The sequence below is a fragment of the Acidaminobacter hydrogenoformans DSM 2784 genome, from assembly GCF_900103005.1.
GTDB lineage: Bacteria > Bacillota > Clostridia > Peptostreptococcales > Acidaminobacteraceae > Acidaminobacter > Acidaminobacter hydrogenoformans.
The window spans coordinates 124,956-149,503 of the sequence record NZ_FMWL01000007.1; the positions used below are offsets into that span (position 1 = coordinate 124,956).

The 24,548-nt window shown below is 41.6% G+C and carries 21 protein-coding genes; 20 read left to right on the forward strand and 1 reads right to left on the reverse strand.

The annotated features are described in order from the left end of the window. Nucleotides 1–263: 263 nt before the first annotated feature. The 9 genes from BLP63_RS08820 (at nt 264) to BLP63_RS08860 (ending at nt 9,162) form a co-directional block, all read left to right on the forward strand. Nucleotides 264–650 carry a Lin0512 family protein gene (locus tag BLP63_RS08820; protein WP_092590644.1) on the forward strand — a complete coding sequence of 129 codons (387 nt, stop codon included), beginning with the start codon at nt 264–266 and terminating at the stop codon, nt 648–650. Beyond that, complete coding sequence (locus BLP63_RS08825; protein WP_330387123.1) at nt 647–1,633, forward strand: thiamine pyrophosphate-dependent dehydrogenase E1 component subunit alpha; 987 nt, start codon at nt 647–649, stop codon at nt 1,631–1,633. The genes BLP63_RS08820 and BLP63_RS08825 overlap by 4 nt, the downstream gene beginning before the upstream one ends. After that, complete coding sequence (locus BLP63_RS08830) at nt 1,630–2,601, forward strand: alpha-ketoacid dehydrogenase subunit beta (protein ID WP_092590646.1); 972 nt, start codon at nt 1,630–1,632, stop codon at nt 2,599–2,601. Before BLP63_RS08825 ends, BLP63_RS08830 begins: the two co-directional genes overlap by 4 nt. Before the next feature lie 57 nt (nt 2,602–2,658). Then, nucleotides 2,659–3,657: an ATP-NAD kinase family protein gene (locus BLP63_RS08835; protein ID WP_092590648.1), complete on the forward strand. Its 999-nt coding sequence runs from the start codon at nt 2,659–2,661 to the stop codon at nt 3,655–3,657. 15 nt (nt 3,658–3,672) lie between these two features. Then, nucleotides 3,673–4,968 (forward strand): dihydrolipoamide acetyltransferase family protein, encoded by a 1,296-nt coding sequence (locus BLP63_RS08840; RefSeq protein ID WP_092590650.1) that lies wholly within the window; start codon nt 3,673–3,675, stop codon nt 4,966–4,968. A gap of 10 nt (nt 4,969–4,978) precedes the next feature. Next, nucleotides 4,979–6,364: a dihydrolipoyl dehydrogenase gene (lpdA, locus tag BLP63_RS08845; protein WP_092590652.1), complete on the forward strand. Its 1,386-nt coding sequence runs from the start codon at nt 4,979–4,981 to the stop codon at nt 6,362–6,364. Between the two features lie 156 nt (nt 6,365–6,520). Beyond that, a complete protein-coding gene (gene lipB, locus BLP63_RS08850; RefSeq protein WP_092590654.1) occupies nt 6,521–7,201 on the forward strand; it encodes a lipoyl(octanoyl) transferase LipB in 681 nt (226 codons plus the stop codon). Then, nucleotides 7,198–8,058, forward strand: a complete 861-nt coding sequence (gene lipA / locus BLP63_RS08855) for a lipoyl synthase (RefSeq protein ID WP_092590656.1) — start codon at nt 7,198–7,200, stop codon at nt 8,056–8,058. Before lipB ends, lipA begins: the two co-directional genes overlap by 4 nt. A gap of 336 nt (nt 8,059–8,394) precedes the next feature. Next, nucleotides 8,395–9,162 carry an epoxyqueuosine reductase gene (locus BLP63_RS08860; protein ID WP_092590658.1) on the forward strand — a complete coding sequence of 256 codons (768 nt, stop codon included), beginning with the start codon at nt 8,395–8,397 and terminating at the stop codon, nt 9,160–9,162. 312 nt (nt 9,163–9,474) lie between these two features. On the opposite strand, the gene BLP63_RS08865 is transcribed toward BLP63_RS08860, so the two are convergent. After that, the gene (locus BLP63_RS08865) at nt 9,475–10,515 is read right to left on the reverse strand and encodes a substrate-binding domain-containing protein (protein ID WP_092590660.1); all 1,041 of its coding nucleotides are present in this window, start codon (nt 10,513–10,515) and stop codon (nt 9,475–9,477) included. Nucleotides 10,516–10,939: 424 nt separating this feature from the next. Between BLP63_RS08865 and BLP63_RS08870 the strand changes: the two genes are divergently transcribed. From BLP63_RS08870 to BLP63_RS08920, 11 genes are all read left to right on the forward strand, one after another. Then, nucleotides 10,940–12,118, forward strand: coding sequence for a Gfo/Idh/MocA family protein (locus BLP63_RS08870; RefSeq protein WP_242870852.1), 1,179 nt, complete (start codon nt 10,940–10,942; stop codon nt 12,116–12,118). 21 nt (nt 12,119–12,139) lie between these two features. Further along, the gene (locus BLP63_RS08875; RefSeq protein ID WP_242870853.1) at nt 12,140–12,307 is read left to right on the forward strand and encodes a type II 3-dehydroquinate dehydratase; all 168 of its coding nucleotides are present in this window, start codon (nt 12,140–12,142) and stop codon (nt 12,305–12,307) included. A gap of 101 nt (nt 12,308–12,408) precedes the next feature. After that, on the forward strand, nt 12,409–12,888 hold the full coding sequence (locus tag BLP63_RS08880; RefSeq protein WP_092590664.1) for a TRAP transporter small permease: 480 nt from the start codon (nt 12,409–12,411) through the stop codon (nt 12,886–12,888). Nucleotides 12,889–12,926: 38 nt separating this feature from the next. Continuing rightward, nucleotides 12,927–14,216, forward strand: coding sequence for a TRAP transporter large permease (locus BLP63_RS08885; RefSeq protein ID WP_092590666.1), 1,290 nt, complete (start codon nt 12,927–12,929; stop codon nt 14,214–14,216). A gap of 851 nt (nt 14,217–15,067) precedes the next feature. Then, nucleotides 15,068–17,059 carry a transporter substrate-binding domain-containing protein gene (locus tag BLP63_RS08890; protein WP_092590668.1) on the forward strand — a complete coding sequence of 664 codons (1,992 nt, stop codon included), beginning with the start codon at nt 15,068–15,070 and terminating at the stop codon, nt 17,057–17,059. Nucleotides 17,060–17,083: 24 nt separating this feature from the next. Then, on the forward strand, nt 17,084–18,442 hold the full coding sequence (locus tag BLP63_RS08895; RefSeq protein ID WP_092590670.1) for a sigma-54-dependent transcriptional regulator: 1,359 nt from the start codon (nt 17,084–17,086) through the stop codon (nt 18,440–18,442). A 15-nt stretch (nt 18,443–18,457) separates the two neighbouring features. After that, nucleotides 18,458–19,462 (forward strand): TAXI family TRAP transporter solute-binding subunit, encoded by a 1,005-nt coding sequence (locus tag BLP63_RS08900; protein WP_092590672.1) that lies wholly within the window; start codon nt 18,458–18,460, stop codon nt 19,460–19,462. Between the two features lie 86 nt (nt 19,463–19,548). Beyond that, on the forward strand, nt 19,549–19,968 hold the full coding sequence (locus BLP63_RS08905; protein ID WP_170829377.1) for a DUF1850 domain-containing protein: 420 nt from the start codon (nt 19,549–19,551) through the stop codon (nt 19,966–19,968). Between the two features lie 325 nt (nt 19,969–20,293). Beyond that, the gene (locus tag BLP63_RS08910) at nt 20,294–21,364 is read left to right on the forward strand and encodes an NAD/NADP-dependent octopine/nopaline dehydrogenase family protein (RefSeq protein WP_242870856.1); all 1,071 of its coding nucleotides are present in this window, start codon (nt 20,294–20,296) and stop codon (nt 21,362–21,364) included. 58 nt (nt 21,365–21,422) lie between these two features. Further along, nucleotides 21,423–22,409: a TAXI family TRAP transporter solute-binding subunit gene (locus tag BLP63_RS08915; RefSeq protein WP_092590678.1), complete on the forward strand. Its 987-nt coding sequence runs from the start codon at nt 21,423–21,425 to the stop codon at nt 22,407–22,409. 199 nt (nt 22,410–22,608) lie between these two features. Continuing rightward, nucleotides 22,609–24,546: a TRAP transporter permease gene (locus tag BLP63_RS08920; protein WP_092590680.1), complete on the forward strand. Its 1,938-nt coding sequence runs from the start codon at nt 22,609–22,611 to the stop codon at nt 24,544–24,546. Nucleotides 24,547–24,548 lie beyond the last annotated feature (2 nt).

The window sequence follows — 24,548 nt, forward strand, 5'->3', positions numbered from 1 at the left end:
TTGGGAATTTCAAAATGGGAAAAAGACATAATGGGAAAACGGATTAAAGTTGGAGAGCCAGCAATAAAGCTATTGTGAGCACTTATTATTTTGGCATGTTAATTGCTTAAGTAATAGATGACACATTACATGTCATTGGTAGTTTGATTCAAAAAGATTCTGAAGGGAGGGACGATCATAAACGGCTTTGTTCGTTGCAGTAACAGATCGGCTAAATTAACAGTGAGTCCAAGTATTTAAAAAATGGAAAACGGTAAGAGGTGATGCGTATCAAACGGTTTATCATCGAATTTGGTCTGGGACTGGACTTTCACGGCCAATCAGTCACGGATGCAGCCGGAAAAGCTGTCCGGGAAGCTATATCCAGAAGTTGCCTTTCTGGATTGCAGGAGGTGTTGGGCTACTCGTTGAAAGAGATGAATGAAAAAATTCTCATAAAAATGACGATTGCCGTTTCACGACCGGATGAAGTGGATTCAGAATCAATCAAAATGTATCTGCCGATCGGGCAAAAAGAGGTGCTGGTTGTGAGTGGTGGCTTGAAGGTGCGAGGGATCAATATCCCAGAATTCGGCGACCGTGACGACAGCATCGAAGCTGCAGTGGCCTGCATTGAAGTATGCATAATTGAAAAGGAGGAATCACTTTGAAGCTAAGTAACGAGAAGATATTGAGCATGTACGAAAATATGTTGAAAATCAGAAAGTTTGAAGAAAGAGCAATGATACTGTTCTCAGAAGGACAGATTCCGGGGTTTGTTCATCTTTATATCGGTGAAGAAGCTGTTGCAACAGGTGCTTGTGCCAATCTGAATGAAGATGATTTTATCACCAGCACACATCGCGGCCATGGTCATATCGTTTCGAAGGGCGGGGATCTTAATCTGATGATGGCTGAGCTGTTTGGGAAAGAAACCGGCTACTGTAAAGGCAAAGGCGGATCCATGCATATCGCGGATGCGACGAAAGGAATTCTCGGCGCCAATGGTATTGTCGGCGCTGGACATAACATTGCAGCAGGTGCGGGACTCAGTGCAAAATACAGAGGGACTGAACAAGTTTGTGTTTGTTTTTTTGGTGACGCTTCGACCAACCAGAGTACATTCCATGAATCGATGAACCTTGCCAGCATATGGAAATTGCCAGTTGTTTATGTTTGTGAGAACAACGGATATGGTATTTCCATGAGCCAGGAACGACATATGGCTATAAAGAATATTTCCGATCGCGCCACTGGATATAATATTCCAGGCGTTACAGTCGACGGTAATGATGTGTTTGCAGTATACGAAGCGGTAGAGGAGGCTGTTAAACGCGCAAGAAAGCAACAGGGGCCAACCTTGGTGGAGTGTAAGACCTATCGACATCGTGGTCATTTCGAAGGAGATCCTACAATTTACCGTGCTGCCTCAGAGCTTCAGGAATGGATAGAAAAAGATCCCGTCAAGCGCATGGAGTCGTTCCTCGTTGAGAACAAAGTCGTAACTTTGGAAGAGATTGAAGCATTAAATAACAAGATAGAAACGGAAGTCAGTAATGCCGTTAAATTCGCTCAAGATAGTCCTTACCCTGCAGTTGAACAAGCAGTTCAAGATATATTTTCTGATATCGTTGAGGAGGTAAAAATCCGATGAGAACTCTAACTTACGCTGAAGGTATTCGAGAAGGCATGAGAATTAAAATGTTGGAGGATCCGAATGTCTTGATTTTTGGAGAAGATGTCGGCCAATTTGGTGGGTGTTTCGGGGTTACAGCGGGCATGGTAGATGAGTTTACCGATAAGCGTGTTATTGATACTCCGATTTCTGAAGGTGTCATTATTGGTGCTGCGGTAGGCGCAGCAGCAGCGGGCCTAAAACCGATTGCCGAGTTGATGTTTGTAGATTTTTTGACAGTTGGTATGGATCAGCTGGTTAACCAAGCTGCGAAAATGCGGTATATGTTCGGTGGCAAGGTTTCAATGCCAATGGTTGTACGTTTGCCAAGCGGAGGCGGTGTGAGAGCTGCTGCACAGCATTCACAGTCTCTGGAGAGCTGGTTGACCCATGTTCCTGGTCTTAAGGTGATTTATCCATCCAATGCTGCAGACGCGGCAGGCATGATGTTGACAGCAATCGAGGATGATAATCCAGTGATGTACTTAGAAAACAAATCCATGTACGCAATGAAGGGCGAAGTACCGGACACGATTGTGCCTATTCCTCTTGGGAAGGCAGCGGTCAAGCGTGAAGGCTCTCAAGTAACTGTAATCACATATGGCAAGCAGGTATACGATGCGCTCAGCGCTGCGGAAACACTTAGTAAAGACGGCGTTGATGTGGAAGTCATTGACCTGAGGTCACTCTATCCTTTGGATAAAGAGACAATCAAAACATCTGTCGAGAAGACCGGGAAAGTTGTTTTGGTATCTGAAGAAGTGAAAAGAGGGGGATTTATCGGAGAGATCGCAGCTGTGATCGCTGAAGAATTCTTTTTCTCACTGGATGCTCCCATTCTACGAGTTGGAGCCCTCAATACACCCATTCCTTTCTCACCAGGATTGGAAGACTATGTGCTTCCCGATCAGCTAGATATCGTCCATGCAATCAAAAAAATAGTGTGATATAGAGCATGCACATGATGTCTTAGGATATCATGTGCATGCTGACTGAGGTGAAAAATGTCATCAATAGGAATAATTGCAAATCCCGCATCGGGAAAGGATATCAGAAGATTAGTATCTCATGCTACCGTAATCGATAACAATGAGAAAGTTAATATTGTTGAGCGAATTATCCTGGGCGCACAAAAATTCGGGGTTGAAAAAGTTTTCATCATGCCGGATTCTTCAATGATGGGCTATAAAGTTCAAGACAAGCTGCAGTTATCAGGTGAATTAAGCGCAGATATAGAAATCCTGAATTTTTATATCAAGGATGCTCCAAGCGATACAGAGGTTGCGGCTGAGATGCTCGAGTCTCTTGGCGTGGATTGTGTGGTTGTACTGGGCGGTGATGGCACCCATCGTCTTGTAGCAAAAAAACTAAAAACGGTCCCGTTGATAGGCGTTTCTACAGGAACAAACAATGCATACCCGGAAATGATCGAGGGAACGGTTGTAGGCATGGCAGCTGCAGCAGTTGCGTCAGGGAAAATTGACCTGAGCCATTCATGCGACCGGGATAAAATCATTGAAATTTATATAAATAACAATTTTGTAGATATTGCTTTAATGGACGCGGTCATATCTGATGAAATCTTTATAGGTGCTAAAGCAATATGGGATATTGAGCATTTCAAGCAGCTTATTGTCTCGAAGTGCCATCCTGCGTCAATTGGTTTTTCGTCCATTGTCGGGGCAAACTGTCGAATTGATTCAACGGACGATTTTGGAGGACTATTGAAAATAGGTGGTGGATCAAATCATTTCTATGCCCCTATCTCGGCGGGAACAATCATCAAAATTGAAGCGGAGAATCCAGAAATAATCAAACTGAATAGTTCTGTTTGCTGGAAGTCTGATTTCAGTGGGATCGTTGCCGTGGATGGTGAAAGAGAGATACGTTTTTTCGAAGGCGATCAGCTTGAATTCAAAATTACTCGGAACGGTCCATGGCACGTCGATGTTAAAAAAACCTTGGAAACCGCTCTAAAATCTGGATTCTTCATAGCAAAATAACTTCAGGAGGAAATTATGGGACAATTGATAGTTATGCCGAAATTAGGTCTTACCATGACTGAAGGAAAAATTGTCAAATGGTATAAGCAGGAAGGTGATGTGGTTCAAAAAGGAGATGCTATTTTTGGCGTTGAAACTGATAAACTCACTAATGATATTGATGCCACTGTCGGCGGCGTTTTAAGAAAAATAATTCACGCAGACGGCATTGTGCAGGTTCTTAAACCTGTGGGGATCATAGCTGAAGCAGATGAAGATATCTCCGGCCTGCTTGCCCAAACGGAATCAGTACCTGTGAATGTTGTCGAAGCCGAAAAGCCCACACAACTGAAGGAAAAAAACGTCGAGAAAGCCGGGAATCGAATCATGGCATCGCCTAAAGCGAAAAAGCTTGCCAAGGAACTGGGCATTAATTTGGAGAACATAACGGGAACAGGTATGTCGGGTTCGATAACAGAACAGGATGTCCTTGATTATGACAACTCTCCTCAATCAAAAGTAAAGTCTTCACCTGCGGCAGAAAAACTGGCAGCAGGACTTGGGATCGAGATAGAAAAAATTCAAAAAAACGATAGAATCATGAAAGATGATGTCGTTGAGTACTGGAATTTTAAACGACTGCAGGAAATGGCACAGCCTGAAGAGTATCGTGAGGGCATGAGCGCCATGAGACGGGTGATTTCTGAGCGGATGTCTTATAGTCAGAATACATCAGCGACTGTCAACTACAGTCTTAGCGTTGATACCCGAGAAATGCAGCGGCTGAGGGAGAATCTCAAACCCATATTTAAAGTAACGTATACTGATATCATCGTGAAGATTCTTTCAAGAGTTTTACTTGAATTTCCATTGCTTAACGCATCAGTAGATGATGATGAAATCATCACTCGCAACTTTGTAAATATGGGTGTCGCAGTGGCGCTGAATGAGGGATTGATTGTTCCGGTCATTAAATATGCCAATGTGAAGGGGATTGAGGCAATCTCTGAGGAGATCAAAAGTCTTGCAGAAAAAGCCAGGACAAATACGCTTCAACCCGATGAAATGACTGGTGGAACATTTACAGTCACAAATCTGGGTATGTTCGGGATTGAATCATTCACTCCAATAATCAATCAGCCTGAAGTTGCTATAATGGGGATTAACACTATCAAGGAAGTGGCAACCAACGTTAATGGACAGCTCCAGTTCATTCCAATGATGAACTTGAGTCTGACCGCGGACCATCGCGTGGTGGATGGGTCTGTTGCAGCACAGTTTATGAACAGGGTGAAAGAATACATGGAAAATCCAAGTATCTTGATGTTGTAGGAGGTTATCAATGAAATTACTTATACTGGGAGGCGGCCCCGGAGGCTATGTTGCAGCAATCAGAGCGGCTCAGTTGGGGGCAGACGTCACGATCGTTGAAAAGAAGTATTTTGGTGGGACCTGTATGAATGTTGGCTGTATTCCCACAAAAGTACTTCTTCACACTACGGATTTGTATCATGAGCTGCTGAAAAGCGGAAAAAAACTTGGCATTAAAACGCAGGGGACCGAAGTAGACTGGAACAGGCTTATGGATCGTAAAGCAGAAGTCATTAGAGCTTTGGTCAATAGTGTTGAAGCCTTGCTGATAAGCAATAAGGTGACAATCCTGTTCGGGGAAGGACGGTTTTTATCAGCCAATCAGGTGGAAGTCATTTCTGAAAGTGGTGACAGACAATTGTCTGATTTTGATTATGCTATAGTTGCCACAGGGTCAGAACCCGCTGTGCCACCCATTTCGGGAATTATGTCGGAAGGCATCATGACCAGCAATGAAATCCTCTCCATGGAAACACTCCCTAAAAGCCTGTCTATTATCGGTGGCGGCGTTATCGGATCCGAATTTGCCAGTCTGTTCTCCAGACTGGGTGTCGAGGTTTCAATTATTGAGATGCTTCCAAGAATCGTTCAGACGATGGATGAAGAAATCGTCAACTATCTTGATTTTGAATTGAGAAACCAAGGGGTTAAAATACTTACAAAATCTAAGGTTGAAAGCTTTGAAGCATTTGCAGGAGGCGTCAGGGTTCAGGTTTCCTCAATAGAAGGCAATCAGGTGATAGAGTCTGAAAAAGTATTGCTGTCAATAGGCAGAAGACCTGTTATAAGTAATCTGGGACTTGAAAAAATAGGCGTCAAAGTCGACAAAGGAATCTCTGTCAATAAGGATATGCAGACCAATGTCAGCAATGTCTATGCAATAGGGGACTGTACCGGGGGCATCATGCTGGCCCACGTGGCGTCGGCTCAGGGAATTGTCGCAGTTGAGGCAATTATGAATAAGAAATCCAAGATGGATTTCAGAACGATACCTTATTGCATCTATACGAAACCCGAAATCGCATCCGTGGGTATGACTGAAGATCAGGTGAGACAAGCAGGCATTAACTATACTGTCGGACGGTTTCCGCTCATGTCAAATGGTAAGGCGTTTATTCTGGGTGAGACTGAAGGACTGGTTAAATTCATTATCGACGCGAAGACGGATGAGGTGTTGGGAATGCATATGGCAGGACCGAAGGCGACTGAATTGATCGTTGAAGGTGCTATGGCCCTGCGACTTGAAGCAACTGTGGATGAAATCATTACAACGATTCATGCACATCCCACAGTAGCGGAAGCTATTCAAGAATCAGCGCATGCAGTTCACGGCAATGCAATCCATTTGCCGAAATGATCTGTTTTCCACATACATTTGTATAAATGAAAGCAGCTGAAATAAAAATATATTTAATACGGCACGGGCAGACTCAGGATAGCATTGAGGGCGGGGTACATGGGTGGCCAACTCGTACCCATTGGCTGCAAATCTATTATTCTAAGGAGTGAATCCATGAGAACCTGTTACGTAATTCAGTTTGATAATCCTGTCACTTACGCAAATGGTTTGAAATTGCAGAAACAAGCCTTCGACATAGTTAGAAGTGGGAGGGCTGACGGAATTCTATTAATGCTTCAGCATTCCCCAGTTTTTACTATAGGAAGTAACGGAGGTGTGGAGAATCTTCTGGTTCAACCGGATGTCCTATCCAGTATGGGCATTGAAATCTGCTATACAAGTCGAGGTGGTAATATCACCTATCATGGACCTGGGCAGTTAGTTGTTTATCCCATCATGAACCTGAACAGCTTCGTGAAAGATACCCACTGGTACCTGAGGCAACTGGAAACGGCTGTGATAAAATCACTTGAAGCGTTCGGGCTTGAAGGAAAGCGTAAGGAGAAGTATACCGGCGTCTGGATAGGAGATAACAAAATTGCAGCCATTGGCGTCCATGTTAAAAAGTGGATCACCATGCATGGCCTTTCTCTCAATCTACATGTTAATAAGGAACATTTCGGTTTGATCAATCCCTGTGGTATTGTAGAATTCGGAGTGGCGTCCCTCAATGAATATTGTGAGACAGTAGAAGATCAAATGATAATCAATAAGGTCAGGGACACATTCGGTGACATTTTTGACATGAGACTGATACAGAAAGATGCATTTTTTTTAGGGGAGCAGATACTATGATACCAAGACCAGAATGGTTGAAACAAAAGGCACCCAATCAAGAGGTGTTTGAAGAAATGGGAAGAATGTTGGAATTGTTATCACTGCATACCGTTTGTGAAAGCGCCAATTGCCCCAATATTGGTAAATGCTTTGAAAATAAGACGGCAACCTTTATGATCATGGGGGATATCTGCACACGGAACTGCCGCTTTTGCGCAGTACCCAAAGGAATAGCCGGACCCTTGGATTTTCAGGAACCGCTCAATGTGGCCAAAGCGTGCAGGCAGTTGGAGCTGAAGCACGCCGTTATTACTTCTGTTACCCGTGACGATTTAGAGGATGGGGGGGCGGGATGTTTTGCCAGGACAGTTGAGGCTATTCGCTTGCTGAATGCGGATTCTACCATTGAACTGCTCATTCCGGATCTTTGTGGGAATTGGAGTGCTTTAGCTGAAATTGTCATTGCTAAGCCAGACATAATCAATCATAACGTTGAAACTGTCCCTGAACTTTACGAAAAAGTCCGGCCCCAAGCTGACTACGGCAGATCAGTAGAACTGCTCCGGCGCGTTAAGGAAATGGATGGTCAGATTTACACTAAATCCGGACTAATGCTGGGTCTGGGGGAAACCGATGAGCAGATAATCCAGGTGATGAGAGATCTGCTGTTAGCAGGCTGTGATATATTGACTTTAGGGCAGTATCTCAGACCTTCTGAAGAACACATACCAATTTTTGAATACGTAACCCCCAATAAGTTCGATGAACTGCGGGACATCGCAATAGATTTGGGATTCAAATATGTGGCTTCCGGGCCTTTCGTAAGAAGCTCTTATAAAGCATTCGTTGCGATGGAGGAACTCAGGAAAGGTTAAACTGAGTTAGTGATGCGGTTAATTATTAACCATATATTTCCAATTTAGATGGAGCTGAGAAATTCTAAATATAGATTATAAACTTCCGAATTATATCAGCATGAAGAGGTTGAAATTGAGAAGACCATCGGCATCAGAGTCTTAAAGCGTTCTCAAAAGAAGCTTAAGGACCTTTGCCGATGGTCTCCTGTTTTTACAATAGGATCGTTATGAAAAGCTAAAAAGATGGCATTCTGATAATCCGGAGGCGGGCATTCGACCATTTACTTCATGTTAATGTTGTTGTATTATGTATTTAACAAAAATACAATGAGTACTGCGGAAGGGATTTGTCTTATGCGAGCGAATGATATCCTGGAAAATAGTATAGAACAAAAGATTATTGACAGCTTAAACGAACTTAATCGTCCGGATTTATTCAGAAGCCCTGTCGTCGCCTTTTCATCAGCAGAAGATGAGCGATATTCAAAACTCAAAGAGATCATAGGAGATTGGCACTTAAACCCTACAGAATTGCTGCCGGATGCCAAAAGCGTGATCAGCTATTTTGTGCCTTTCACAAAAGAGGTTGCCATGGAACCCAATACGGTGGAGCATGGTTCTTTTCTATGGTCGGAAGCCTATCAGGAAATAAACCGTCATTTCGATAAGATGAATCAAGCGGTGGCGGACTATTTGACAATGCTTGGCTACTCAACGAAAACGATTCAGGCAACGCATACCTATGATCCGAAGGATTTGAAGTCTATGTGGTCACACCGAAGCGCAGCTGCTATTGCAGGTTTGGGTGCCTTTGGTCTGAACCGATTGCTGATCACTGAAAAGGGCTCCGCCGGACGCTTTTGCACTGTGATCACTTCTGCGCCGTTACAGGCAAATTCTAAGCCACTCGATAATAAATGTTTATATGTGAAAAACGGGTCCTGTTCACTTTGTCTTAAAATTTGTCCAGTTCAAGCGCTGGAAACTGAATCCTTCAAGAAGTTTGACTGTCAGGATGAGCTCAACAAAAATGAGTCGCTGATGACGGCGAGCACACCTTTGGAAATAGCAGATACCTGCGGGAAATGCATCAGTGTTTGCCCAGTGGCATACATAGAATAAGGTTTGAGAAAGACATAGGATCCTGAGTTGACGCTTACCTACATTTTCAAGGCAAACCACTACCAATAAAAAACGGACCATGACACATAGTCATGATCCGTTTTTTATTGGAAACACCCACAAAAATTGATAAAATGCACCCTCCCATCCTAATGTTCAACGATTTGAAGGAAGGGGAGTGTGCATTTTTGTTTTGGAGGGTACAAAATGGGAATTGTGCCCATCTGGGCTTATTTTTGATTTTTATGGCCTATCTTCTTGCTTAAGTCGATGATTCGCGTCTCAACGTCAAGCAATGAGCAACATTGCGTTTTATCTTTGAATTAAAATGGAGGACTCTCTTATGATCAGTTCGGTTGGCAGGATGATGTTTTCGACGGGCATTTCGGGATTGGCGATGCGCTCGTGCAGCAGCTCGATGGCTTTGGCGCCCAGCTGTCTCGGATAAGCTGAAACCGTTGTCAAGGATGGACTGAATGATATGCCTTCAGGAATATCATCGAAACCGACAATGGAGATGTCCCGGCCCGGCTGGATGCCTTCGGCCTTCAGCGCCATCATGGCACCTATAGCAATGGTATCGTTGTAGCAGAAGATCGCGTTCGGCGGGTTTGGCAAAGCCAGCAGTTTCTGTATCAGGCTTTTGCCTTCTTCCCGTTCGCAAAGGCTTTCCAGAATGAGGTCCGGATCAGCGGTAAGTCCCGCCTTTTCCAGGGCTTGCTTATACCCCTCGAGCCGCCCGTGCCAGGTGAAAAGCTGATGATTGCCGCCAATGAAGGCAATACGTCGATGTCCCTGGTCCAGCAAGTGTCTTGTGGCCACATAACCGCCATGGACGTTGTCGACACCAATGTAATCACAGGAAAGCTCGGGAAACATACGGTTTATCAGCACGACTGGAATGCCAAAGCTTCGGATACGATGGATCACTTCGCTCTTTGTACCCGGCGCAGCGAACAGGAGAATGCCGCTGACCCGGTATTCCAGCATCATGGAGATCAGCCGGTCCTGGACCTTGCAAGAGTCGAAGGTCGTGCCCAGGAGAGAGGTCTGCTCGGTTTCGTTCAGTTTTTGCTGAATCCCGATCAGAAGCTCTGTATAGAAAGGATTGACCAGGTCGGTGACGATAATGCCGGTGGCTGAAGCTGAGGATGAGCCGGAGCGCAAACTTGCGGCGCCGCGGTCATAGACGTAGCCAAGGGCTTCAATGGCGTCAAAAACCTTTCGGGTGGTCACTTCTGGAATGCTTGGGTTGCCGTTGAGGGCCATAGAGGCCGTTGTCAGGGAGACGCCGGCATGGGCGGCCACCTGCTTGAGCGTCACGCGGTGTTTTCTTTTTCCTTCTGGTTTCATAGCAGGTCACCTGTTTCTTTTGAGGTGTTTAGTCATCAAGTATTAACTCATTATACCCAGGGGTGCGAAAGCGTGTCAATGAGAACCACAGAATCGATTCAGCAAAGGAATGCCGCATCTTAAACCCTGGCATCCGGGTACGACATTCAGGAACCGAAGTGAAATGATGGAACGCAGGACCCATGCGGGAAAGAGGCAAGAAACACGACAGGAGCGAAAAAAATAAAAATAACTCCAAACAGAATAACCATAAATATTTGTACAAATATTGAAACAGGGATTGACAGAAAGAAAATTCGGGATTACAATGCTGTTAAAACGATTCAGTGAAACGATTCAGCGAAACAATTCAACAGAAAACATCAACGACCATCGGCAGAAAAGAAATCACTTAAGATGTGAAGAAATGGAGCGGAGGATGACTATGGCAAAGAAGGAAATTACCATTGCGCTGATTGGCGGCGGGTATGGCGCGATATTGCATCTCAACGGCTATGAGAAAATCCATGGGGTGGAAGTCCGGCTGAAGGCACTGGTGGATGTGGACGTGGAAAAGGCGAATGCGCTTAAGGAAAAATATGGGATTGAACAGGTGCTGACGGATTATCAAGAGGTGCTCAGGGATCCTGAGATCGACATTGTGGACATCGTGACGCCACCGTCGCTGCATCCTAAAATGGTTTACGAAGCCATGAAGGCAGGTAAGCATGTGATCTGCGAGAAACCATTCACCGGATATTTTGGCGAGGCAGGGGATCCGGAGCTGATTGGGAAAAATGTTTCCAAACGGCAGATGTTTGAGGCGATCTGCAGGGAGCTGGACAAGGGCAAAAAGATTGTCGAAGCCAGCGGCAGACTGTTTATGTACGCTGAGAATTTTGTGTACGCGCCTAATCTGAGAAAGGCTGCGGAATTAATAGCGGTAAAGGGCAGCAGGATTCTCTTTATGAAAGGTGAAGCGAGCCTGAGGGGTTCAAGTTCACCGGTTGCCGGACAATGGTCTAAAACCGGTGGTGGACCGCTGATGCGCAACGCGATCCATCCCCTGACGGGCATGCTTTGGCTGAAGCGGACGGAAGCGGCTTCAAAGGGCGAGGAAATCAAGGTAGTCAGCGTGACGGCAGATGCGAGCTATGTAGTTCAGCGACTGACGGAGGCGGAACGGCGCCACTTGAACGCGAATCCCGTGGATGTAGAGGACAATATCACGGTAACCATGACCTTCTCGGATGGGACCAAGGCGCTGGTGATCGGTTCGGACACATATCTGGGCGGGACAAAGACCTATGTGGATGTTTATGCCAATGACGCGACCTTTAACTGCAACGTCGCGCCGACGGATTACCTCCAGACGTATTTCCTGGACGAAGCGGGGATTGAAGACGTATATCTCGCTGAGATGCTGCCGAACAAGCTGGGATGGAACCGTTCCTTTGTATCGGACGAGGTTCTCAGAGGCTATACTGGCGAGCTCCAGGATTTCGTGGAGTGCGTGGCCTTCGGCAGGAAGCCGGTCAGTGACTATGAATTGGCAGCAGAATCTGTGAAGTTGATTTATGCGGCGTATCTGTCCGCGGAAGAGGGGCGCAGGATTGATCTGTAAGGTAATCAATGAAAAATACGATTGCTGGCAAAGGAACTTGGCGCTGAAGTCGTGGCGTTTCAGACAAATTGCGAAGGTGTGATGTGCCACTGGATTCACGACGCGTTTCTCGAAGGCATCGTATTCAACGCAAGGGCCTGGCCCCACTATAGCTATGGCATCCGGGACGCGGTGGTGAATATCAAGTAAAAGACACCACATTTTTATCGGAGACTATCGGAGGAAAGGCTTTTATCGATGGTTTTCACCTCAATGCCTTTCATACTTTAAAATCGGAAAGGAAGGGAATTATGCGTATAATACGTTGGTTGGACGCTCATTTTGAAGAAGTGATTCTGACATTTTTTCTCTATATTATGGTGGCGGTGATGGGCTATCAGGTCGTCATGCGCTATCTGTTCAACAACTCAGTGGTATGGTCCGAGGAGCTGACTCGATATTTGTTCGTATGGTCGGCCTTTGTAAGTATTGGTTACTGCATTAAAAAGAGAAGCTCCATCAAAATCGACCAGATTGTCCATCTGATGCCAAAAGTTGTCCAAAAGGTCATACTGCTGCTCACGAAGGTTGTCTCGCTTTTTTTCTTTGTTTATTTACTCCGATATTCCTTCAATGTGGTCCAGGCAACCATCAAGAGCGGGCAGCTCAGCCCGGCGCTTCAAATGCCGATGGTTTTTGTTCATCTGGCGTCCATTGTCGGTTTTGCAATGGCGATTGTAAGGATACTGGAAAGCTTTGTATTTACCGCAGCAAAAAATGTTGAGGAATAATTGACGACGCAGATCGAATATGATGAGGAGGGTTTGATTTGTCTCCAGGACTTTTGTTTATCTTTTTCGTTATCAGTATATTTTTGGCTATACCTGTTTCGACAACACTGGGCATATCGTCAATACTGCCGCGCCTAATGGATCCCGGGTTTCCGGCATCGCCAGAAATGGTTATCCGCGCCATGCTTGGCGGTGTGGACAGTTTCCCGATCTTGGCCGTGCCAATGTTCATTTTGTCAGGAATCATTATGGCAAGAGGCGGCATCTCCAAAAAATTATTTGATGTTTTTACGTACTTCATAGGCAATAAAACGGCAGGCCTTCCCATTGCAGTGGTCTTGACCTGTCTTTTTTACGGGGCAATTTCAGGCTCCGGTCCAGCAACGGCAGCCGCTGTAGGGTCCATGACCATACCGCTTCTGGTCGAGCTTGGCTATGACAAAATCTTTTCCACGGCGCTTGTGGCGGTCGCAGGCGGCCTTGGCGTCATCATACCTCCGAGTATTCCCTTCATCTTTTACGGTATGGCTTCAGGTACTTCGGTTGGGGCGCTCTTCCTGGCCGGCGTACTGCCAGGCTTGCTGATTGGGGGATGTTTAATGGGTTACGCGTATTATTACTGCAAAAAGAACGGCGAAGACAAGGAGAAGATTCACGCGAACTATAACGCGCTGCGGGCGCGAGGCTTTATAGGCGTTTTTAGGGAAAGCTTCTGGGCCCTTCTCGCACCGGTGATCATTCTCGGGTCCATCTATTCAGGTGTCGCGTCGCCCACGGAAGCGGCGGTCATTTCCGTCTATTATGCGCTTTTTATAAGCCTTTTTGTCTACAAGACCATGAAATTCAATCAGATCAACAAAATTTTCGCAGAAGGCGTGGCGACCTATGCGCCGCTGCTGTTCATCATTGCCGCTGCACTGGCCTTTGCAAGAGTCCTGACGCTGATGAACGTACCGCAGCTGATCGCGACGAGCATTACCTCGGTCTTCACGACCAAGCTCTCCGTCCTGATTGTCATCAACATCTTCCTTCTGTTTGTCGGCATGGTGATGGACACAGGCCCGGCCATCCTGATTCTGACCCCGATCCTCGTTCCGATTACAAACGCCTTTGGCATCAATCCGGTACACTTTGGCATCATCATGGTAGTCAACCTGGCCATCGGCTTTGTCACCCCGCCGATCGGCATCAATCTCTTTGTGACCAGCGCCTTCACCGGTGTGCCTGTGATGCACATCGCCAAGGCGGCGGCGCCGTTCATCATCATGTTCTTCATCGCATTGTTATTCATAACGTTTGTGCCAGCGATATCACTAGCACTGCTGTAGCGCTCATGGGGATGAGCGTCAAGTGACGGAGCGGAGAAACGGTATGTGAATCAGAAATTGAAGTATACGCGACATCGGGAGGGCACTAAGCTGTTTAAAGCTTCAGGGTCCTCCCGATGGTTGTTGTATCAGCGATTGTGCCAGAAAGAATGGGTTTAACAATTTAATTACGCATTATCAAGTGAAATATTTGACCATTGGCGGAGGAAGACTTAGTTCTGGTATTATCCAAAAGGTAGACAAATCCACAAAATCAGGCGAGTTGGCAGTATGTGTGTGGATGGGTGTCTATAGAATTGAAGTACACCGCCGCATTTAGCACTACAGTACAGGGTTGTGTCATTAGCTTTATCCTAATTATCGATGTTACATATCAATTTATGATATTGGAACGTACAAGCATGCGTGAACCCTCTTATTGCATCTCTTGAAAATGCCCAGGGCTTCCCCTAATAACCTGGATTCCGCACCATACATAACGATGGGGCGGAATCCAGGTTGCAAAACAAAAAAAGCACCGCTATGTATTGATCTATCCTTTAGAGAGAGATCGCACAGCGGTGCTTTTCTATTTTGCTGAAGTGCCAGTCAATAATACCTAACTTTGTATCATTGACAAAACTAGAAAGCAAAAGTGGTTGATCCTGGACATTGTCCATGTACATGGCATAGTAATGTGAATTTGGATTATCATTATCACTCATGGCTATGCTATGATAGTGGTGTAAATGTGTAATATTTTAATGACATAAGAATTATTTAGAATTACAAACAAAAATCATTCGTAAATAAACCAATTAGTTAATTAAGTTTTTTGAAATGAAGATTATGTTTGTTGAGGAGAATGAAAGATGAATAGGAAGTTATTAATAATAATATTGATATATATGGCAATTAGTATCTTTCAAGCGAATGCTTATGCCGATAACCTACATAGTACTACACTAAAGATTGGAACTGATAATCATCAACCGCCATATTCATATGTAAATGACAATGGAACAATAAAAGGATTTTACTTGGATGTTATTCAAGCGATTGCGATAGATACCGGTATTGATATTGAAATTTCTCCTACACCATGGTATCAGATCATGGATGATTTATTAATTAGCGAGGAAATCGATGCAATTTTAGGAATAAATGCTGCGCAGTCAGGGCATGACTTAATTTTGACAAATCAGATTTTAATGAGTTCAGAGGCAATTTTCGTTCGCAATGACAATCGTTTTATTGTGAACCTTGAAGACTTGATCAATAATGACGTAGCAGTACAGAAGGAAAGTCCCACAGTTTCTTTTTTAGAAAAATATGTGGATTCAGAACACCTTGTACTAGTTGAAAATCAGCAGCAGGGAATACAAATGATCATGATGGGACAGGTTGACGCTTTTGTAGGAGATCGATTGACAGGTCTTTATACAATTCAAAAATGGAAACAGGAAAATTTTATTAAAATTGTTGGTGAACCAATTAATGAAACTAAGTACGCTATTGCTTTTCGAACAGGAAATGAAGAATATGTAAGCCTGTTTAATATGGGTTTGAAGGATATTGAGGAAAATGGTACCTACGAAAAAATTTACAAAAAATGGTTTGGTGATACATTACCGGCTAATTACAGATGGACAAAAAGTATCTTAACACTACTTGGTGTAATTATCGCTTTTGGTGCTGTTTTTCTCGCGATTACATTAAGGTGGAATTCTGCACTGAAGATTGAAGTGGAAAAACGCACAAAAGACCTGAACCAAGCAAATAACCAATTAGTTGAGCAGAAGAAAATATTAGAAGGAAATAATAAATTCAAAGAAGAAATTCTAGAAAGTATGCTATCAGGGATTTTGACATTGAACAAGGAAGGAATTGTCACTTTCTTAAATTCTAAGAGCGTTGAATTTGCTAATAATAACAAGGAAGAAATTGTTGGTAATTTAATAGAGAAGACAATTTTTAATGAGTTTTTCATTGGAATGGAACTTGAAAAAACACTAAAAGAAGGTCATTATTATCGTTCCATAGAAGCTAATATTGAACATGATGATCGTATTCGAGTTTATAATTGTAATTTGTATCCTTTGAAAAATTCTGAGAATACTGTAATGGGGGCGATATTAAATTTCCGAGATATTACCGAAGAAAGAGAAATAAGAAAGGAGTTAATGAGAAAAGATAAGATGCAATCGTTAGGCTTAATGTTGGCGGGAATGGCACATGAAATCAGAAATCCACTAATGTCAATTAAGACGTTGGTTGATTTATTACCGACTAAATTTGCCAATCAAAAATATCGTGAAAAGTTCATCTCCATAGTGCCTGAAGAAGTCGATAGATTGAATAATTTAATTTCTGATTTACTCGAATATACAAAACCTAGACAACCAAAGATGGTATATTTTAATTTAGAAAAGCTTATAAACGGAATTGTACCAATGTTTTCTGATAAGATTAGCGAGAATAGCATTAAATTTAAAACTATGATCGATAAAAATTTGATGGTTTATGCTGATATGAATCAACTTAAGCAAGTAATGATAAACTTAATTTTAAATTCAATTGAAGCTAGTGAAGTAGATGGTGAAATTAAGATATCCGCTTATGAAAATAATGAGCAAATATTAATTGAAGTTAAAGATAATGGTAAAGGTATCTCGGCGAGAGACTTAGAATATATTTTTGAACCTTTTTATACGACAAAAATCAATGGTGTTGGTCTTGGGTTATTCACATGTTATCAGATTATTAAAGAGAATAATGGTGCGCTGTCCATTTCGAGCAAAGAAAATTTTGGCACAGTTGCGACCATTAAATTGACTGGAAAAATTCTGACAACCATTGAATAATTTATCAGCCTGGAGGTGTTCATATTGAATAAATTGATGATTATAGATGATGAAGAAAACATCTTAACGTCTTTAGAATTTGCATTAGAAGATTATTATGAGGTCTATACATGTCCAGATCCAATTAAGGGACTGGAAATGATCTCTCAAAATGACATTGAAATTGTTCTGTTAGATCTTCGAATAGGTGAATATAATGGAATTTCGGTTCTGGAAAAGATTAAGTCAAAATACCCTGAAGTTGCAGTAATTATTTTAACATCATTTGGGAGTATAAAATCATCTGTAGATGCTATTCGCGCAGGTGCCTTTTACTATTTAACAAAACCAGTCGATATTGAAGAGCTTAAATTGCTTCTTGAAAAAGTCGTAGATTATCAACAGTTAAACCAAAAGATTGTACATCTGAATGATCAACTGTACGAAAAATTTAGTTTTGCAGGGATAATTGGTTGTTCTGAAGCTATTCGGAATGTTTTTTCAATAATTGATAAAGTTAAAGATATAGATACTAACGTATTGTTAAGTGGTGAAAGTGGAACGGGAAAGGAACTTATTGCTAAGGCTATTCATTACCAAGGTATTAGAAAAGGTGAACGATTTGAAGCAATTAATTGTGCGGCAATCCCTGGTCAATTATTGGAAAGTGAGTTGTTTGGATTTGAAAAAGGCGCATTTACAGGAGCAATGAAGAGCAAATTGGGAAAGTTGTCAATTGCTAATCGTGGGACAATATTTCTTGATGAAATTGGTGAAATGGATTTAGCTATGCAATCAAAACTTCTTAGGGTGTTGCAGGAGAAGGAAATTACACCTCTTGGCTCGAACACTCCCCAAAAAGTTGATATTAGGGTTATTGCAGCAACAAACAGGCAGCTCCTTAATGAGGTTAGCGAAGGGCGATTTAGAGAAGACTTATATTATAGGCTTAATGTCATTTCAATTGAAATTCCTCCATTGAGGAAGAGAAAAGAGGATATTCCACTTCTTGTTGAATATTTTATTCAGAAATACAATAATAAAATGTGCAAATCAATTGAAGGAATCGATTCTGAGGCGCTTCAATTAATTGAGTCTTACAAATTTCCCGGTAATGTTAGAGAATTGGAGAACGTTGTTCAGAGGGCAATTGCTCTTACCGAAAGCAATAAACTACGCGTGATAGATTTTCCAAGATTGGATCAAATTAATTTGGATGAAGATGATAAAACTTTTAATATTCGTATCGGAGACAATTTGAAATCTCTCGAAAGAGAAATCATATTAAAAACTTTGGAGGTTTATCAGAACAACCGTCAAAAAGCTGCTAAAGTCCTTGGAATAACAGTAAGAACTTTGAGAAATAAATTGAATGAATATCGTGAAGATGGCCATAATATATAGTTTCGGAGGATTATTATGAACTTGAAATGCCTATTGTCTTGTTTTCTAATAATTTTTATTTTCTTATCTGGCTGTAGCATAGATGATATTTCAAAATATCCTCAGGTAGATATGGAATCGCATACTGGAGTGAAGAAAGTAACTATTGCGACAGGTGGCGTTTCAGGAACCTATTTTTCGATTGGTTCAGGTATATCAGCAATAATGACAAAATATGTAGATAATTTAGATGCGATTGCGGAGTCTACGGGTGCTTCAGTAGCCAATAGTAAGTTGTTGAGGGATGGGTTTGTTGACTTTATGCTAGCTTCGGCAAGTACAATCGATTCTGCATATTATGGGAAAGATGTATTTGAAGGGAACCCAGCGAAAAACATAGTTGGAATCGCATCATTATATCCAGAGGTTTTTCAGTTTATTGTTTTGAAATCATCGAATATGAGGAGTGTTAGTGACCTTGTTGGAAAACGTGTAGTAGTTGGATCTGTTGACAGTGGAACTGAAAGAATTTCAAAAATTATTCTCAGCGCGCATGGAATTTCATATAATGATATTGATGAGCAATTTCTTGGATTTAGCGAGGCAGTAGATGCACTAAAAGATGGTAAAACAGATTGTATCATTGTCGCCTCAGGACTTCCAACATCAGCAGTTGTGGATATTTCAGCAGTTGTAGAGATTGCACTACTTGATGTTGATAAGTTGATGGTAAGTGAGGTTTTGCCTATGTATCCATTTCTTAAGTTTGAAACAATTGAGGAAGGAATATATAGCAGTGTCAATAGGGACACGCTCTCGATATCGACACCAGCATTATTAGCAACTTCAATCACAATGGAAGAAGATATTGTTTACAATATCACAAAGGCGATTTTTGAACATGTCGATGAACTTGAAAGTATTCATTCGCAGGCAAAGAATATACGACTTAATACTGCAATCAGTGCTATGCCTGTACCGCTGCATCCTGGCGCAGAAAGATATTATCGAGAAGTTGGAATTTTGGATACACCAGATTAGGGGTGAATTTAATAAATTTTCGAAAGATGATTATAGCTATTATATTATTGTTAATTTGTTTGAGCTTATGGCCGGTTATAGTACTTGTGATTTACAACGATTCAGCTGATGATTTGCTTTACTTTCAAAGAATAGAAACACCATACATTTTCAAGACGGAGATCATCCATTCAGTTCATTTAACAAAAGTTTATGAGACATTTGAAATCAACTCAAATGGAATAATTAGTGTTGTTAATACATCATTCTACGATATTGGATGGGGAAGTCCTGGAATGGATGGAGAGATAATCCATCAAACTGATAATGTTTTATACATCAACGAAATTGATAAGGAGATCAATTTCATTCCGTTGAGAGTAAGTTATTTTACACAACCCAAGTTGATATTAAACAATGAACACGAAATTCCGATATATAAATACGTTCGCGATAATGATAGGGTTGATATATTTTCTTTGAAGATGAAATTCGTAGAGTATTTGTATAGGTTGATATTAAAATAATCAAAAATATAGAAAAAGCCGAAGATTATATTTTAATCATCGGTTTTTTTTTATGGATGGAAAAACTTTCGTAAGAAAGGGGAAGATATTTCCCAGGTAAAAAATGTTAGGAAAAAATAACTTCCGCCTATGAGAAAATCATTCCGGTTTTTGTGTGAAAATCTGCATTATTTACACATAAATCAATCAAATAAAATATAGTTTAAATCAGATGAAATTGGCACAAAATTTGCAAAATAATATGGCATCTAGATAGAAACCGTTGCTAAAGTAAGCAAATGAACAATCTAGAAAAATGAAATGGGATGGGGTGATTAGTTTGAAAGTGGCTATTATTGGGGCAGGAAACGGTGGTGTTTCAATGGGGGCATACATGGCTCTTCGTGGGGCACAGGTAAATCTCTATGATAAATTTGAGAGCGCTGTCGAATCGATTAAAGAGAGGGGCGGTATTGATTTAAAAGGAATTTCGTTGGAAGGATATGCAAAATTTGAGGTTGTTTCTACATCAATTGGTGAAGTCATTAAAGACTGCTCATTAATCATGGTAGTGACACCGGCGTTTGCACATTTAAGTCTTGCTAAAGAATGCGCCGAATTCATAGAGGATGGTCAGGTAATAGTATTGCATCCTGGAAGGACCGGTGGAGCATTAGAGTTTTATAATGCGGTTAAGCAAATTAATCCAGAAGTAAATTTCGTCATCGCTGAGGCACAAACTTTAATATATGCATGTAGACGAACGGGACCTACAGAAGCCAGAATCATGGGCATAAAAAACAAAGTTTCCGTAGCTGCTATACCCGGTAAGGATACAGAGAAAGCTGTAAAATATTTGAATGAATATTACCCACAATTTGTACCAGCAAAAAGCATTATTGAAACCAGTTTAATGAACATAGGTGCAATTTTTCATCCGTTACCAACATTGCTTAACATTGCAAGGATAGAGGCGAGTGAGGATTTTGAGTATTACCATGAAGGTATATCAAAATCGGTATCAATGATAATGACTGAAATGGATAAAGAACGGCAACTTGTTGCGAAAGCCTTTGGTGTAGAAACAGTTTCAGCAGTTGAATGGATGAAGATGGTCTATGATACAGATTGTGAAAACCTATATGATTGCATTCAGGCTAATAAAGCATATACAGGTATTTCAGCTCCTAAATCTGCGGATACCCGATACTTATCAGAAGATGTACCAATGAGTCTAACACCGATCTCAGAGCTTGGACGTCTATCAGGTGTTAGCACGCCATATATTGATATGGTTATTGAAATGGTGTCAATTATCCATAAAATTGATTACCGGAAGAATGGAAGAACGCTTGAAAGACTCGGAATTGAAGGATTAACACCAGCTGAAGTTATTGCTTTTGTTGATCATCCCTAATATGTTTCAGAAGAATATATACTTAAAAATTTTGTGATAAATACGAGGAGGAAAGATTATGAAAAAAAAATTGGTTGCGCTTATTCTATCAACCTTTATGGTTCTATCATTAGTTGGATGTTCAAATCCTACACAACAAGAGGTATCTCAAACACCGAGCAAAACAGTTGAGAGATTCTCCTTAGCAACAGGTGGTACTGGAGGAACTTATTATCCAATCGGTTCTGGTATTGCCGCAACGGTCACAAAATATGCTGCAAATATTGAGATGAATGCGGAAGCAACAGGTGGTTCAGTAGCTAACATACAAATGGCTCAGGATAAAGGCGTAGATTTTCTACTGTCATCTGCAAGCACTGCATTTGCAGGATTTGATGGTCAAGATCCATTTGAAAAGCCCGTTGATACGCTTAGGGGCATTACAGCTCTTTACCCTGAGACATTTCAGTTTGTTGTATTGGACAATTCTGGTATAAAAACTATCAGTGATCTTAAAGGAAAAAAAGTCGCTGTAGGTGCACCTGGTAGTGGTACCGAAAGATCAGCAAAGAGAATCCTTGAATATCATGGTTTGACATACGACGACATTGAAGTTCAGTATCTTGGATTTGGTGAAGCAGTTACATCACTAAAAGATAGACTTACTGATTGTGCGATTGTAGGGTCTGGAATTCCAACTTCATCAGTTGTTGATGCTGCAGCTACGCTTGAAATTGATTTGCTGGATATTGATCCGAATGTTGTTGATAAACTTGTTAAAGATAATCCATATTATACTGTTGATATGATTCCAGCTGGTGTCTATAAAGGTGTGGAAAAGGATGTAGTAGCAATTGCAACCCCTGCTTTATTAATTGTTAGAGATGAAGTGAGTAATGAAGCAGTATATGAAACAGTCAAAGCAATTTACGAAAATATTGAAGAAATTCGAAGCGTACACACACAGGGAAATAGTATCAAGCTCGAAAATGCACTTAATGGTATGTCGGTCCCACTACATCCTGGTGCGGAAATTTATTATAAAGAGGTTGGCATTATTAAATAGTATAAAATTCGACCCTTTGCGTATGGCTGATATCATAAGATGATCCAATGCTGAGTTCAGTAATTATGTAAAGCTGCAAAAAGTACGGCGGCAGCTATAGTGGTATTGCCCTTGGTATTATTATGGCTGCTGCCCTATTGTGTTTTGGAAATAAATGTATATTTCAAAAACATATTTATTGTGAAAGGAGGTTTTTTAAATGAATAAAAAAAGTGATGATTTGGAACAACAATCTGACGTTTCAAACCTCAAGGAAAAATCTGATGCTAAAAGAAATCTTACAGGTTGGGTTGCGAGAATATGCAGTGTAATTGCTATTGCTATGTCTCTGTATCATTTATACTCATCTGGAATTAGTATGCTTAGTTCTATCCAACACAAAGCAATTCACGTTGCATTTGCTATGGTGCTGACTTTCTTCATTTATCCGGCTGGTAAGAAAAATGAACATAAGGTACCGTGGTATGATTTTATTATTATTGGCATCGCGATATTTACTGGTTCTTATCTTGTAATTAACTACCTAGATATTGTTGCGATGGCGGGTAAACCTTCCAATATGTCCTTGGTATTGGGTGGAATTACCATTTTGATGATTCTTGAAGCGACAAGAAGGACAATGGGCTGGCCGCTTGTCATAGTGGCAGTAGTCGCTCTATTGTATGCTGGTTACGGCCATTTAATTCCTGGTGCATTGGGTCATAGGGAGTATACTTGGGCGCGAATTATTGAACATATGTTTTTGACTGGTGAAGGAATATACGGTGTTGCAATTTATGTCACATCAACATATGTATTCATTTTCATATTAATGGGGGCATTACTTGGTGAAACCGGTGGAGCTCAATCATTTATTGATATGGCATTTTCAATGACCGGAAAATATCGAGGGGGCCCTGCAAAAGCAGCAGTTGTAGGAAGCGGTTTAATGGGTACAATTTCTGGAAGCTCTTTTGCAAATGTAGCAGGTACTGGCACTTTCACAATACCTCTTATGAAAAGCATTGGGTATAAGCCAGAATTCGCTGGTGGTGTTGAAGCGGCTGCGTCATCAGGCGGACAAATTATGCCTCCAATCATGGGTGCGGCTGCTTTTATCATGGCTGAAATGACAGGTACGCCATATGGGAAATTGATATATCATGCCATGATTCCGGCAGTACTATATTATATTTCTGTTTTCTTGATGGTAGACCTTAGAGCAGCTAAGCTGAATCTAAGAGGACTGACAAAGGCAGAGCTACCGGTGATAAGAGATATTCTAAGACGTGGCGGTTTACTCCTTCTTGCGCCTTTGAGTATTTTTGTAATGCTCATTATTGGCTACTCACCAATCAAGGCATCTTTCTCAGCTGTTGTCATTGTATTTATTGTGAGTATGTTGCGAAAAGAGACACGTTTATCTTGGAAAGGTTGGGCTATCGCACTTGAGAAAGGAGCATATGGTTCGCTCGGTGTAATTGCAGCATGTGGTGTTGCTGGTCTTATAGTTGGTAGCGTAACACTAACAGGATTGGGGTTGAAATTTGCAGATTTAATTGTAACTATGTCTGCAGGAAATCTTTATCTTGCATTGTTCTTGACTATGATTGCTGCAATTATAATGGGTATGGGGATGCCAACTACTGCTCTATATATCATTTTAGGATCAATGGTTGCACCTGCCTTAATTAAGCTAAATGTCCCTGTCATAGCAGCCCACTTGTTTATATTCTATTATGGTTGTATGGCTTCTGTCACGCCTCCTGTTGCTCTGAGTTCTTATCTCGCTGCAGCAATAGCTAAAGCTGATGCAACCAAGACTGCTATAAATGGATTGAAGCTTGCTTCAGCTGCGTTTATTCTTCCATTTATATTTGCTATATCACCCGAACTATTGTTAATTGACACAACACCAATTAATGCCATATTTATTTTCATCACTGCTCTAATCGGAATTTTTGGAATGGCTTCAGCTTTGGAAGGCTATATTTTTGTTCGAATTAATATGTCTACGCGACTGGTCCTCGCAGCCTTGTCAATATGTTTATTACTCCCTGGGTATTGGACTGATATATTTGGGATGATCGGAATTGCTAGCATATCGATTTATGAATTCAGAAAGGCTCGAATGAGACCAGTAATGGATGGTGAGTAGTA